The sequence below is a fragment of the Luteococcus struthionis genome (assembly GCF_048595755.1).
Classification (GTDB): Bacteria; Actinomycetota; Actinomycetes; order Propionibacteriales; family Propionibacteriaceae; genus Luteococcus.
The window spans coordinates 661,860-675,290 of the sequence record NZ_CP184360.1 but is presented as its reverse complement, the minus strand read 5'-3'; the positions used below and the strand labels follow the sequence as shown (position 1 = coordinate 675,290).

12 protein-coding genes are annotated in these 13,431 nt (G+C 67.6%); 11 read left to right on the top strand and 1 reads right to left on the bottom strand.

Going from position 1 to position 13,431, the window contains the following annotated elements; genetic code table 11:
• Positions 1-40: 40 nt before the first annotated feature.
• The 9 genes from ACOAMO_RS03185 (at position 41) to ACOAMO_RS03145 (ending at position 10,912) form a co-directional block, all read left to right on the top strand.
• The gene (locus tag ACOAMO_RS03185; RefSeq protein ID WP_420176151.1) at positions 41-907 is read left to right on the top strand and encodes a class I SAM-dependent methyltransferase; all 867 of its coding nucleotides are present in this window, start codon (positions 41-43) and stop codon (positions 905-907) included.
• Positions 904-1,368 carry a GNAT family N-acetyltransferase gene (locus ACOAMO_RS03180; RefSeq protein WP_420176150.1) on the top strand — a complete coding sequence of 155 codons (465 nt, stop codon included), beginning with the start codon at positions 904-906 and terminating at the stop codon, positions 1,366-1,368. Before ACOAMO_RS03185 ends, ACOAMO_RS03180 begins: the two co-directional genes overlap by 4 nt.
• Before the next feature lie 77 nt (positions 1,369-1,445).
• Positions 1,446-3,317, top strand: coding sequence for an exo-alpha-sialidase (locus ACOAMO_RS03175; RefSeq protein WP_420176149.1), 1,872 nt, complete (start codon positions 1,446-1,448; stop codon positions 3,315-3,317).
• 153 nt (positions 3,318-3,470) lie between these two features.
• Positions 3,471-5,090, top strand: a complete 1,620-nt coding sequence (locus ACOAMO_RS03170; RefSeq protein ID WP_420176148.1) for an ABC transporter substrate-binding protein — start codon at positions 3,471-3,473, stop codon at positions 5,088-5,090.
• A gap of 57 nt (positions 5,091-5,147) precedes the next feature.
• Complete coding sequence (locus ACOAMO_RS03165; protein ID WP_420176147.1) at positions 5,148-6,113, top strand: ABC transporter permease; 966 nt, start codon at positions 5,148-5,150, stop codon at positions 6,111-6,113.
• A 1-nt stretch (position 6,114) separates the two neighbouring features.
• Positions 6,115-8,085 (top strand): dipeptide/oligopeptide/nickel ABC transporter permease/ATP-binding protein, encoded by a 1,971-nt coding sequence (locus ACOAMO_RS03160; protein ID WP_420176146.1) that lies wholly within the window; start codon positions 6,115-6,117, stop codon positions 8,083-8,085.
• Positions 8,082-8,882, top strand: coding sequence for an ABC transporter ATP-binding protein (locus tag ACOAMO_RS03155; protein WP_420176145.1), 801 nt, complete (start codon positions 8,082-8,084; stop codon positions 8,880-8,882). The genes ACOAMO_RS03160 and ACOAMO_RS03155 overlap by 4 nt, the downstream gene beginning before the upstream one ends.
• 39 nt (positions 8,883-8,921) lie before the next feature.
• Positions 8,922-9,833: a dihydrodipicolinate synthase family protein gene (locus ACOAMO_RS03150; RefSeq protein ID WP_420176144.1), complete on the top strand. Its 912-nt coding sequence runs from the start codon at positions 8,922-8,924 to the stop codon at positions 9,831-9,833.
• Positions 9,830-10,912 carry a sialidase family protein gene (locus ACOAMO_RS03145; protein WP_420176143.1) on the top strand — a complete coding sequence of 361 codons (1,083 nt, stop codon included), beginning with the start codon at positions 9,830-9,832 and terminating at the stop codon, positions 10,910-10,912. The genes ACOAMO_RS03150 and ACOAMO_RS03145 overlap by 4 nt, the downstream gene beginning before the upstream one ends.
• 61 nt (positions 10,913-10,973) lie before the next feature.
• Here the strand turns inward: ACOAMO_RS03145 and ACOAMO_RS03140 are convergent, their stop codons facing one another.
• The gene (locus ACOAMO_RS03140) at positions 10,974-11,687 is read right to left on the bottom strand and encodes a FadR/GntR family transcriptional regulator (protein WP_420176142.1); all 714 of its coding nucleotides are present in this window, start codon (positions 11,685-11,687) and stop codon (positions 10,974-10,976) included.
• Between the two features lie 131 nt (positions 11,688-11,818).
• On the opposite strand from ACOAMO_RS03140, the gene ACOAMO_RS03135 reads away from it, so the two are divergent.
• Together ACOAMO_RS03135 and ACOAMO_RS03130 are read left to right on the top strand one after the other, a co-directional pair.
• Positions 11,819-12,757: an ROK family protein gene (locus ACOAMO_RS03135; protein WP_420176141.1), complete on the top strand. Its 939-nt coding sequence runs from the start codon at positions 11,819-11,821 to the stop codon at positions 12,755-12,757.
• A complete protein-coding gene (locus ACOAMO_RS03130) occupies positions 12,750-13,430 on the top strand; it encodes an N-acetylmannosamine-6-phosphate 2-epimerase (protein WP_420176140.1) in 681 nt (226 codons plus the stop codon). The genes ACOAMO_RS03135 and ACOAMO_RS03130 overlap by 8 nt, the downstream gene beginning before the upstream one ends.
• The last annotated feature ends 1 nt before the right edge of the window (position 13,431 follow it).

The following is a 13,431-nucleotide window of genomic DNA, read 5'->3' as shown; positions in this document are numbered from 1 at the left end:
TCGGTGGGGTGAGGGGCGGTGTCGCGGTAGCGTCCACGACATGACCGAGACACCGCAGGCCACTGACGTCACCATCGCCTGGGACGAGGCTCGCGAGGCCAATCGCCTCAACTGGGACGACCGGGCCAGCCTCCACGAGGACTCCTACGGCATTGAGGCCTACGTCGAGGATCCCGGACGGATTTCCCCGCAAGTTGTCGGCGACCTTGCCGTACTGCGGGAACATCTGGGGAGCCAGGGCGTCGACGGGCTGGACCTGTTACACCTGCAGTGCCACATCGGCACCGACACGCTTTCGTGGGCACGGTGCGGTGCCCGGGTGACGGGGCTCGACCAGTCGGGCGCCTCGTTGGACGTCGCCCGCCGGCTGGTGGCCCGCACCGGTGAAGAGGTCACCTGGGTACAGGCCGATGCCCTTGCTGCGCGGGAGGCGGTTGCCGGGGACTTCGACGTGGTCTACACCAGCATCGGTGCCATCTGCTGGCTCGACGACCTGGGCGTCTGGGCCCGCCAGATTGCTGCGCTGCTGCGTCCGGGCGGCGTCTTCTACATCCAGGATGGACATCCGATGCTCTTTGCACTGGAGGAAGTGGGGGCGAACCCCCGCGTCGTCTTCCGGTACTTCCCGACCGGTGCTGCGCAGCAGTGGGACGACCCGGGAACCTACCTGGGTGACGGCACCGTCGAACACCAGCGCAGCTATGAGTGGCCCCACTCCCTCAGCGAGGTCATCGGGTCGTTGCTGACAGCTGGCCTGGTGCTGGAACATTTCGACGAGGGCCAGACCCTGCCCTGGCGCTTCAGCCCGGCCATGGTGGAGACCGACGCCGGGTGGGTCTGGCCCACTCCTGACCGGATCCCGTGCACCTTCACGATCGTCGCTCGAAAGCCCGGCGGCAAGGCATGATCCACATCCATGCCGCCCCTCTGGTGCACCTGGAGCCCGCGGTGCTCTACCAGATCCTGCGGTTGCGGACCGACGTCTTCGTCGTGGAGCAGGCCTGCGCCTATCCGGAACTCGACGGACGGGATCTGGAGCCCACCGCCGTACAGCTGTGGGCGCAGGATGGTGGGGACGTGGTGGCGACACTGCGCATCCTGAGCGAGGACCACGGACTGCGGATCGGGCGAGTGGCGGTGGCAAGGGATCATCGCGGAACCAAACTGGGGTCAATGCTCATGGGCGAGGCTCTGGAGCAGGTCGGGCCGCGCAGCTGCGTGTTGGATGCACAGGCCCATCTGGAGCACTGGTACCGCCGTTTTGGCTTCGAGGTGTGTGGGCCGGCCTTCGTCGAGGACGGCATACCGCACGTGCCGATGCGCCGGGCCAGTGGCGGCCACGGTGCGGTGCCTGCGCAGGGTTGTTGAGCGATCCATTGACTCCGGGGCATCCTCACCTCAGGCTCAGAGGTCAGATGTCTTATGACTGGATCAAGGAGGATCCCATGTTCCGTCTCCCACCCCGACCCGCGCGACTGACCGTCGCCGCCCTTGGACTGGCCCTGCTGGCCTTGCCGCTGGCCCCCGCAGGCGCAGCCCCCTCGGGCAAGGCCCATTCTCCATTCGCCGGGGACGATCCCTTCTATCGCGAGCAGATGGTTGCAGTGCACGGCGAGCAGGGCTTTCCCAACTACCGCATTCCAGCGCTGACGGTCGCACCCTCGGGCGACGTGCTGGTCTCCTACGACGGTCGACCCACCGGGATCGACGCTCCCGGGCCGAACTCGATCCTGCAGCGCCGCTCCACCGACGGGGGCCGCAATTTCGAGGCCATGTCCGTGATTCGCCAGGGCAAGGTCGAGGCGCCGAAGGAGGGCTTCTCGGATCCGAGCTACATCGTCGACGAGGAGAGCGGGGACATCTTCAACTTCCACGTGCACTCCTTCGATGCCGGCCTGGCGGCCTCTCGCCCTGGCGTGGACCCCGATGACCGCAATGTGCTCCACGCCGAAGTCAGCGTCTCCAAGGATGACGGCGCCACGTGGGAGCACCGCACCATCACCGCCGACATCACTCCAGACCTGAGCGTCCGGTCGCGTTTTGCTGCCTCGGGCCAGGGCATCCAGCTCAAGTACGGCCCCCACAAGGGTCGGCTGCTGCAGCAGTTCACGATCGTGACGGCCACCGGTGACTTCCGGGCAGTGAGCATCTACTCCGACGACCATGGCAAGACGTGGCACTCCGGAAAGCCGGTGGGCACCCGGATGGACGAGAACAAGACCGTCGAGCTCTCCGACGGACGCGTCATGCTCAACTCGCGTGACTCGGCCCGCTCCGGCTATCGCAAGGTGGCCTACTCCAGCAATGGGGGCATCACCTATGGTCCTGTCACCCTGGAGAAGCAGCTGCCCGATCCAGCCAACAATGCCTCCATCATCCGTGCCTTCCCCGATGCGCCCAAGGGCAGTGGCCTGGCCAAGGTCCTGCTGTTCTCCAACTCCGCCAGCGCCACCGAACGTGCCCACGGCACGATTCGCGCCAGCTGCGACGACGGTCGTACCTGGCCCATCGCCCGGGAGTTCAAGGCCGACTCGATGTCCTACTCCACCTTGGCCGCCCTGCCTGATGGCACCTTCGGCCTGGCCTATGAGCCCGCCAACGGGATCGCCTATGCGAACTTCAACCTGGACTGGTTGCGCGGGCAGTGCGCTCCTGTCCAGCTGCCCGAGGCCGCCGTGGAGCGGGGGCAGACCCACGACACCAGGCTGACCATCACCAACCAGGAAGGCCGCGCCTTGGTGGTGAAGGACGTGGCGGTCACACTGCCCGCAGGGTGGGTTCTGGACGGACTGGACCGCGACACCGTCGCGGTTCCCCCGGGTCAGGGTCGTAGCCTGCCGGTCAGTCTGAGCGTCCCGGCGCAGACGCGTGGCGGCGTCTACGAGATTCCCGTGACCGTCACGGGGCGCGACGGGCGCACGTCCCAGTTCACCTGGCGGGTGAGCGTGCCCAAGACTGCCGACGAGCTGGACGGGCGAATCGAGGTGTCCCAGGCCACGCACACCAACCCCCAGAGCTCCTATGCGGTGGGGGACGTGCTGCGCTTCTCCTACACGGTCCGCAACCTGACCAATGCCAGCACCACGGTGGTGCCGAGCGGGAATCTGCGGGGTCTGGACCCCGCCGTGGATGCTCGCAACTGTCGCTACACGAACCTGAAGGGCAAGGGGAGCTACACCTGCACCTCCGCCCATCACGTCCTGACCCAGGAGGACCTGGCGGCCGGGGCCTTCACGCCGGAGGTGACCTGGGTCTCCACCTCGGGCGCTGACGTGACCACGGTCGTCACGAAGGCCCCGACGGTCTCGCTGGGGTGACCTACTGATGCGGCAAGGGGCGGGGTGTCAGCGGGCGCCCCGCCTCTTGCTGACGAGTGGCCAAATGGGCCTGCCCGCTGTTCCCCACGACCCCTCTGCTGGCTATACTCCAACTCATCGGACATCGGACGTCTGATTTCAAAGGAGACTTCAATGACGAACGGCACCTTCCCGACGGCGACTCGCCGCGACTTCCTGCGCCTCACCACTGCCCTCGGAGCCGCGATGACGTTCGCCGGAACCCTGTCGGCCTGTGGCACCTCGCCCGCAGATCGCGCCGATGGCTCCGCAGAGTCGGCAGCGGCAGGCAACCCCGATGGCACCATCACCACGGCCATCAGCTACGAACTCGGCACCAATGGTTTCGACCCGATGACAACATCCGCAGCCCTGACGGTTGCCGCCAACTGGCACACCATGGAGGGCCTGACGGAGGTCCTTCCGAGCGGGACGCGTGAGATCTACCCGGCGCTGGCCAAGGAGCTGCCCAAGAAGGTGGACGAGCACACCTGGGAGGCGACCCTGCGCGAGGGGGCCAAGTTCCACGACGGCAGCCCCGTCACCGCCGAGGACGTCGTGTTCAGCTTCGAACGCGTCCTGGACCCGAAGAACCAGTCGCTCTACGTGCAGTTCATCAGCTTCCTGGACGGTGTCACCGCCAAGGACGACAAGACCATCACCTTCAAGCTCAAGGCCCCGTTCTCGCTGGTGCCCCAGCGACTGGCCGTGGTGAAGATCGTTCCCAAGGCCCTGGTCTCCAAGGATGCGAAGGCCTTTGACGCCAAGCCGGTGGGCAGCGGCCCCTGGAAGCTGACCGACAACTCGGCCACCAGCAAGCAACTCGCCTTCGAGCGCTTCGACGACTACAACGGCTCGCGGCCGGCGAAGGCGGCGAAGATGGTCTGGAAGGTGATGCCCGACGACTCGACTCGCATCAATGCCATGAGCTCCAAGGCCGTCCAGGCCATCGACCAGGTGCCGGACCTGTCGGTGGAGACCCTCAAGGCCAATGCGAAGGTCGAGGCCGTGCAGGGCTTCTCGCTGCTGTTCGCGATGTTCAACGTGGGTTCCGCGCCCTTCAAGGAGGTGCGCAACCGGCAGGCCTTCCTCTACGCGCTGGACATGGACAAGATCATCAAGACCGCCTACCTGGACAATGCGAGCCCGGCCACCAGCTTCCTGCACGAGACCCACCCGGACTACAAGAAGGCCAAGACGGTCTACTCCTACGACGTCGGCAAGGCCAAGGCCCTGTTCAAGGAGACGGGTCTGAGCTCCATCCGGCTGCTGTGCACCGACCACGGCTGGGTCAAGAAGGCCACTCCGATCATCAAGGAGTGCCTGGAGGCGGCCGGTCTGAAGGTGGACTTCACCGAGAAGAAGTCCGCCGATGTCTACAACACCATCGACGGCAAGCCTGCTGCCTACGACGCCGTGATCGCCCCTGGTGATCCCTCGGTCTTCGGCTCCGACCCGAGCCTGTTGCTGCGCTGGTGGTACTCCAACGAAACCTGGACCGACAACCGCATGCACTGGAAGGGGCAGCCCTCCCACAAGAAGGTCCAGGAGCTGCTCGACAAGGCCGAGAGCCAGGAAGGGGAGGAGCAGAAGGCCACGTGGGGCGAGCTGTTCGACCTGATCTCCGAGACGGTGCCGCTCTACCCGCTGCTGCATCGCAAGCCGAGCACTGCGTGGGACGACTCCTCACTGGTCGACTTCAAGCCCATCTCCTTGACCGGGCTGTCGTTGATCGACGTCGCATCCACCAAGTAGTTCCTCGCGGTGGGGGCACCAGCAGGTGCCCCCACCGCACGTCCCCCAGGAGTATCCGTGACCACATTGCTGAGACTGATCGGACGGCGGTTGTTGGCGCTGCCGGTCATGGTTCTGGGCGTCACCTTCCTCGTCTTCTTCGTGATGTCCTTTTCCCCGGCCGATCCCGCGCGCCTGGCTCTTGGGGAGGCGGCCTCACCGGAGGCGCTGGCCGCCTACCGGGCCGAGCACGGCCTCGACTCGCCTCTGTTGGTGCGTTACGTGCAGTTTCTCGGGAACCTGGCCCAGGGCGACATGGGTACCAGTGCCGGCAACGTCCCGGTGACCAAGTTCGTCGCCGAGGCCTTCCCCATCACGCTGCAGCTCACGCTGGTGGGATTGGTGATCGCCGTGGTCGCCTCGCTGGTGCTCGGCGTGCTGGCGGCACTCTTCCGGGATCGCTGGGTGGACCAGGTGATCCGCGTGCTGTCCATCGCGGCACTGGCCACCCCCTCCTTCTGGCTGGCGATCCTCCTCATCCAGTGGCTGTCCACCGTCCCCGGTGGTGCCGGCCTGTTCCCGGCAGTGGTCTCCCAATGGGTGCCCTTCGGCGATGATCCGGGGGTCTGGCAGAACAACATCACCCTGCCGGCCCTCGCCCTGGCCGTGCCGGTGGCCGGCTCCCTCACTCGCGTCGTGCGCACCTCGATGGTCGAGGAACTCGACCGTGACTATGTGCGCACCGCCATCGGCGCCGGGATCCCCAAGCACGTGGTCATTGCGCGCAATGTGCTGCGCAATGCCCTCATCACGCCCATCACGGTCCTCGGGCTGCGAGTGGGCTACCTGATGGGTGGCGCGGTCATCATCGAGATCATCTTCAACATCCAGGCGATGGGCCAACTCATCCTGGACGGGGTCACCCGCAATGACGTCTTCCTGGTGCAGGGCGTGACCCTCACCGTGGCCATCGCCTTCATCCTCATCAACATCCTCGTGGACATGCTCTACGTCCTCGTGAACCCCCGAATCAGGACGGTGTGACGTGCGACGCTCCCTGACCCGACGACTCTCCGAGCCCGGCCTGAGGCTTCGCGCGCTCCCGTGGTCTTCCCGCATCGCCTTGCTGGTCATCTGCCTGGTCTCGCTGCTGGCGCTGCTGGCGCCGCTGGTGTGCCGCCATGACCCCTTCAGCTCCGCCATGCCTGCCCAAGCCCCGAGCGCAGAGCACTGGTTCGGAACCGACGCCATCGGGCGAGACATCTTTGCGCGAGTCGCCCACGGGGCTCGTTCCTCCCTGGTCCTGGGACTGTGCGCCACCCTCGTCGCCCTGGCAGCCGCCGCGGTGCTCGGATCCATCGCGGCCACCGCGGGAACCTGGGTCAGCGAGGTCCTGATGCGCGTGCTCGACATCATCATGAGCTTTCCCGGCATCGCCCTGGCCGCCGTCTTCGTCGCCGTGTGGGGCAGCTCGCTGCCCGTGCTGATCCTGGCCATCGCCTTCCTCTACACCCCACAGCTGACGCGGGTGATCCGGGCGAATGTCCTGTCACAGTTCGGTGAGGACTACGTCAATGCCACGCGTGTGATGGGGGCCTCCACCCCGCGCATCCTGATCAGGCACGTGGCTCGCAACTGCATCGCGCCGGTGCTGGTCTTCGCCACCGTCCTGGTGGCCGACGCCATCGTCTTCGAGGCCTCCCTCAGCTTCATCAACGCCGGTGTGCGGCCGCCGAACCCGTCGTGGGGCAATGTGCTGGCCGACGGCAAGCAGCTGCTCATGATGGGTGGCTGGTGGGCCACCTTCTTCCCAGGCCTGGCGATCCTGCTGACGGTGCTGGCGCTCAACGTGCTCAGCGAAGGCATGACCGACGCCATGGTCTCGCCCCGACTGCGCCGCAAGGTCAAGCTCGACGACGCGGTCGAGGCGTCGAGCGCTCCGGTCGTCCCCGCCCTGGCCGCTGAGGTGGAACACGCCACCATTCCGCTGGAGGACCGGCTGGCCGCGCTCGCGGCGGCCGAAGAGCGCCGCACCGATCGTTTCCACCCGTCCTCGGACGGGGCAGCGCCGCTGCTGGAGGTGCGGGACCTGTGCATCCGTTTCCCCCAGGCGCACGGCGAAGTCAACGTGGTCGACCACGTCTCGTTCAGCGTCGCCCCCGGAGAGACCATGGGGCTGGTGGGGGAGTCCGGATGCGGCAAGTCGATCACCTCCATGGCGATCATGGGTCTGCTCCCCGACACTGCCGAGATCACCGGCCAGATCCTCTTCGACGACAAGAACCTGCTCGAGCTGACCCCCAAGCAGCACAACGCCCTGCGCGGGCACGACATCGCGATGATCTACCAGGACGCGCTGAGCTCGCTCAATCCGTCGATGCTGATCCGCTCCCAGATGAAGCAACTCACCTCGCGCGGCGGGCAGCGCAGCGCCGAGGAGCTCCTGGAGCTGGTGGGCCTGGACCCGGTACGGACGCTGGCCAGCTATCCGCACGAGCTGTCCGGAGGCCAACGCCAGCGGGTCCTGATCGCCATGGCCCTGACCCGCAACCCGAAGCTGGTCATCGCCGACGAGCCCACCACCGCCCTCGACGTGACCGTCCAGAAGCAGGTCGTCGACCTGCTCAATGACCTGCGCGAGAAGCTTGGCTTCGCGATGGTCTTCGTCTCCCACGACCTGGCGCTCGTCTCGTCGGTGGCCCATCGCATCACCGTCATGTACGCCGGCCAGGTCGTGGAGACCGGACCCACGCGCGAGATCCTCACCGATCCCCGCCACGAATACACCCGGGGACTGCTCGGAGCCGTGCTGTCCATCGAATCGGGGACCGGCCGCCTCCACCAGGTTCCCGGCGTGGTGCCCTCCCCGTCGGACTTCGTGGACGGCGACCGCTTCGCACCCCGCTCCAGCCAGCCCGACGTCGGCCTGCACGAGCGAGCCCACATGGTCGAGGTGCCCGGCACCGGCCACAGCTATGCCTCCCACGAGGCCCGCGAGCGAGAGGTCCAGCGATGAACCCGACAGCGTCCCAGCCCCCCGTGCTCGAGTTGCGCAAGGTGAACGTCATCCATCGCACGCGCACCGGCGGCCTCTTCCGCCCCGGAAAGGTCCATGCGGTCAACGACGTGGACTTCCACATCAACACCGGTGAGACCGTCGGCATCGTCGGCGAGTCTGGGTGCGGCAAGTCCACCACTGCTCGAGTCCTCATCGGACTGCAGCGCCCGACCTCGGGAGAGGTCTTGTTCCACGGGAAACCATTGGGGCACTCCGCCGACGACCGACGTGCCCTGGGGCGCGCCGTCTCCGTGGTCTTCCAGGACCCTGCCACCGCACTCAACCCCCGCATGGTGGTGCGTGAACAGCTCATCGAACCGCTGGTCGTCCACCACATCGGTACGGCCCAGGAGCGGACTCGGCGGGTGCAGGAACTCGTCGAACTGGTCGGCCTGCCCAGCTCGGTGCTGGACGTGCTCCCACGCCAGATCTCCGGTGGGCAGCGCCAGCGGGTGGCGATCGCCCGTGCGCTGGCCCTGCAGCCGGAGATCATCGTCGCCGACGAGCCGACCTCTGCGCTGGACGTCTCGGTCCGCGCCCAGATCCTCAACCTGCTCACCGACCTCAAGCAGGCACTCGGGCTGGGAATCGTCTTCATCAGCCACGACATGGCCACCGTGCGCTATGTCAGCGACCGCATCGCGGTGATGCGGGACGGCCGCATCGTGGAGACCGGCCCGGCCCGGGAGATCTTCGAGCATCCCCAGGACGACTACACGCGCACCCTGCTCGGTGCCGTGCCATCGCTGCTGTGACCTGTTGAGCCCAACACCCCAGAAGAAAGTGACCACATCATGTTCAAGGGAATCATCCCGCCGCTGCTGACCCCCTTCGCCGAAGACGGGTCGGTGGACTTCGCAAGCCTGGACCGGTTGGTCGACCACCTGATCGACGCGGGGGTCCATGGCCTGTTCGTGCTGGGGTCGTCCGGCCAGGTGGCCTACCTGACCGACGACGACCGCGATGCGGTGATGCGGCACGTGGTCGCCAAGGCTGCCGGCCGGGTTCCCGTGCTGGCCGGAACCGCGGACCTCACCGCACCCCGGGTGGCTGAACAGTGCCGTCGCGCGGAGGCGGCCGGTGCCGATGCCGTCGTGGTCACCGCCCCCTTGTACGCCCTCAACGACGCGGCCGAGACCGCAGACCACTTCCGGCTGGCGGCCGCTGCCACCGCGCTTCCCGTCTTCGCCTACGACATCCCCGTCCGGGTGCACAGCAAGCTCGGACTGCAGATGGTCGTCACCCTTGCGCAGGAGGGGGTGCTGCACGGCATCAAGGATTCGTCGGGCGACGACGTCCTGTTCCGCATGCTGGTAACCGAGCGGGAGCAGCTGGGGGCGGACTTCAGCATCCTCAGCGGCCACGAGGTGATGTGCGACGGCATGTACCTGCTGGGGGCAGACGGCGCAGTGCCGGGACTGGCCAATGTGGACCCCCACGGCTACGTGAGGCTGCACGAGGCTGCACTGGCCGGGGACTGGAACCTGGCCCGGCAGGAGCAGGATCGGTTGACCGAGCTGTTCAAGATCGTCTTCGTTCCCCAGGGGCGCTCGGGTGATGCAGGTGGAATCGGCGCCTTCAAGCAGGCCCTGGCAGCCCTCGGAGTGATCGACTCCGCTCGGATGCCGCGTCCTCTTGGCGAACTCACCGCCAACGACGAGGCCGCCATTCGCGAGATCCTGCACAAGGTGGGGCTGCTGGAGTGAACGCGTGGACCGCCCTCGCCGACGGTGCATCTGGCCGCTGCCCGCGCATCCCGGCGCTGGCCGTCACCGGCAGCGGCCGAGTCATCTGCGTCTGGGATGACCGGCCCGACTGGCGCGACCTGCCCGGTGACATCGGCCTCGTGCAGTCGCACAGCGACGACCACGGACGAACATGGAGCCCCCCGGTGCCCTTGCGCAGCGCCACCCCCGCGCGCGGTTGTGGCGACGCCAGCCTGATCTGGCATGAACCGTCGGGCAGGTTGCTCTGCTTCTACACCGCCAGCACGGGGCAGAACTTCTTCTCGTCCGTGCCCGGAGGGGCCGGGCTGGAGAACTGGCTGGCGGTGTCGCGTGATGACGGGGCCACCTGGCATCACCGGGAGCTGACCGACGACTTGCGAGCCAGCACCGTGGGAGGGCTCTTCGCCTCCTCGGGCAACGGGTGTGCGCTGAGCGATGGTCGCCTGCTGCAACCCTTCGTCCTGCGTGACGGTCGTGGCAACCACCACGCGGCGATGGCGTGCAGCGACGATGGCGGCCAGACCTGGCGTCTGGGCGAGTGGATCGGGCCCGACTGTGATGAGAACAAGGTTGCGCAGTGCCCCGATGGATCCCTGCTGCTGCATGCCCGGGCGACACCGCGTCGGCGATGGGCTCGCTCTCACGACGGTGGCCGGACCTTCACGCCACCCACGCCCCATCCCGCACTGACCGACCCCGCCTGCAATGGAGGTCTGGTGCAGTGGCAGGGGCGCATGGTGTGTTCCTTGCTTGATGACGAGGAGCAGCGTCGGCGATTGGTCCTGCGCCTGTCCGATGACCAGGGCGAGTCGTGGGGTGGCGCGATCCTGCTCGACGAGGGGGCGGCGGGATACTCGGTCCTGGTGGCCCTGGCGGACGGGGGCCTGGGCATCGCCTATGAGCAGGGGGACTACGAGGCGATCTGCTTCCGCCGGGTGGAGCCCGCGGAACTGGGCCTGGACGGCACCCCCGTCAGCCTGGTGGCCCGCCCCGGTGGTGGTGTGGCCACGCCGCCCCTGGTGGCCCCGGCCCGCCACGAACAGGGCACTGAAGCCTGAGGCCTCCCGGCGGATGCGGGTCCGGACGACGGCTGCGGGCGCGCCCGGCCGGCGCCAGCCCTCAGCCGTTGTGGGGGATGCGCTCCAGGATGTTGAGCAGCGGGGCGTAGTGGGCGTTGACCGCCTCCAGATAGGCGGCCTCGTCGCCGCGTTCTGCAGCCTCAACCATGTCCTTGTGCGCCTTCGCCGTCTGGTGCAGCTCGTCGGGGCGAGGCATGTCGACCTCGGCGATCACGTGCGTGTGGATGTCCCAGAAGGCGGCGATCAGGTTGCGGGCCAACACATTCCCGGTCGTCAGGTCCAGCAGGCGGGTGTGGAAGAGCCGATCCTCGACGGAGAACTCCTGCCCGGCGCCCGACTTCGCGATCATGGCATCGGCCAGGTCATGCAGGCTCTGGTGGTGCCCCTGGGACAGGGCGTTGACCACCGCGCTGGCCTGGCCGGCGTCGAGCGCACGGCGCACGTCGACGATCTCGCGCAGCACCTGTGCCGCCCCGCGCTGGTCGATGGTGCAGCGGAAGGTGACGCTGTCGACCAGGGGTGCCAGGGAGACCTTCCCGACGAAGGTGCCGCGGCCGTGTTGGACGTCGACGATGTCGAGGGCGTCGAGCTGTCGGATGGCTTCGCGAATGCTGCTGCGGCTGACCCCCAGCTCCTCGCACAGCACCAACTCGGTCGGCATCGACGCGCCGGGGGTGAGGTTGTGGTCGACGATGTACTGCTTGATGCGTTCACGCACGCTCTCGGTGGCCTGGGTGCGACGAGAGGTTCCCATGACTTCCACGCTTTCTGCAGGTGAGGGCAGATCCAGCCAGGGCGCTGGGCCTGGGGCCCGTGCGCAGTGTCGACCTGCACTGGTACTCTAGCCCAAGAAGACATCAGATGTCTGACGAATGGATTGTTCTCGTGACTGAATCATCCGGAATGCCGGTCCTGGCCGTCGATCTGGGGGGAACCAATGTTCGGGCCGCCCTCGTCCACCGCGGCGCCGTGAAGGTGCAGTCGCGACTGCGCACCCCGGCCCGAGAGGGCGCCGAGGCCGTGATCGAGGCAGTCCTGGAGGCCCTGTCGCGGATCGAGCATGGGCCCGTGGCCGGCATCGGCATTGCCTCGGCTGGCGTGGTGGACCGCGGGAGCGGCCGCATCCTGGCCGCCACCGATCTGATCAAGGGATGGGCGGGCACTCATCTTGCCGAGGCCGTCTCCGGCGAGCTCGCTCTTCCGGTGCGCGTCATCAACGACGTCCACGCCCACGCGCTGGGGGAGTGGCATCACGGTGCAGGGCGTGGCGCCCGCTCCCTGCTGCTGGTGGCCGCTGGCACTGGCCTGGGCGGGGCAATGATCCTCGACGGCCGACTGGTGGAAGGTGCGAACCACGTGGCCGGTCACCTGGGGCACGTCCCCTGTCCGCAGGCCGAGGGTCTGCAGTGCAGCTGTGGCGCAACCGGGCATCTGGAGTCGGTGGCCTCCGGAAGCGGTCTGGAAGCGCTGCATCGTCACTTGTGCCCCGGTGCTGCCCCGGCCTCGGCCCGGGAGCTCACGCAACGAGCCTCGAGCGACCCCGAGGCACGGCACAGTGTGACCACCTCCGGCAGGGCCCTGGGCGAAGCCATCGGCGGCTGGTGCAACCTGCTGGACCCGGAGCGGATCGTCGTGACCGGGGGGTTGTCCCACGCGGGTGACGTGTGGTGGCAGAGCCTCAGGGAGGGGCACCGGGCTAGCGCGCTGGCCAGCGTGCGCCACACCCCCGTGGTGGCCGCGAAGCACGCCGACGATGCAGCACTGCTGGGTGCCGCCACCTTGTTCACCGACCCCATCCCCAACCACGGAGCACACCATGAATGACGTGATCGAACAACTGCGAGGACGCCTGATCGTCTCCTGTCAGGCCTACCCCGGCGAACCGATGCTGGACCCCAGGACCATGGCCCAGATCGCCGAGTCCGTGGCCTCCGCAGGGGCGGCCGGAATCCGCGCCAAGGGGTTGGATGACCTGCGCCTGATCCGGGAGCGCGTGCAGGTTCCGATCATCGGCATCGTGAAGGTGGGGCACGAAGGGGTCTTCATCACCCCCACGCTCGACGACTGCCTCCAGGTGGCCGACACGGGATGCGAGATCGTCGCCCTCGACGGCACCCGCCGGCCCCGGCCCGACGGCCGCACCCTGGAGGAGACCATCGCCGGGCTCAAGCAGCGCTTCCCAGAGGTCCTGGTGATGGCCGATTGCGGTTCGCTCGACGACGCCCATGCCGCGCGTCTGGCGGGTGCAGACATCCTGGCCACCACACTGGCCGGTTACAGCGGGGAACGTCCCAAGACTTCCGGGCCCGACTGGGAGATCGTCAACCAGTTCACCAGCACCTTCGACGAACCCGTCGTCGTCGAAGGTCGCATCCACAGCCCCGCCGATGCGGCCGAGGCCATCGGGCGAGGCGCAACCAGCGTCGTCGTGGGCACCGCCATCACCCATCCGGCCAGCATCACCAAGTGGTTCATCGAGGCCATCGACGCCCGTTGAG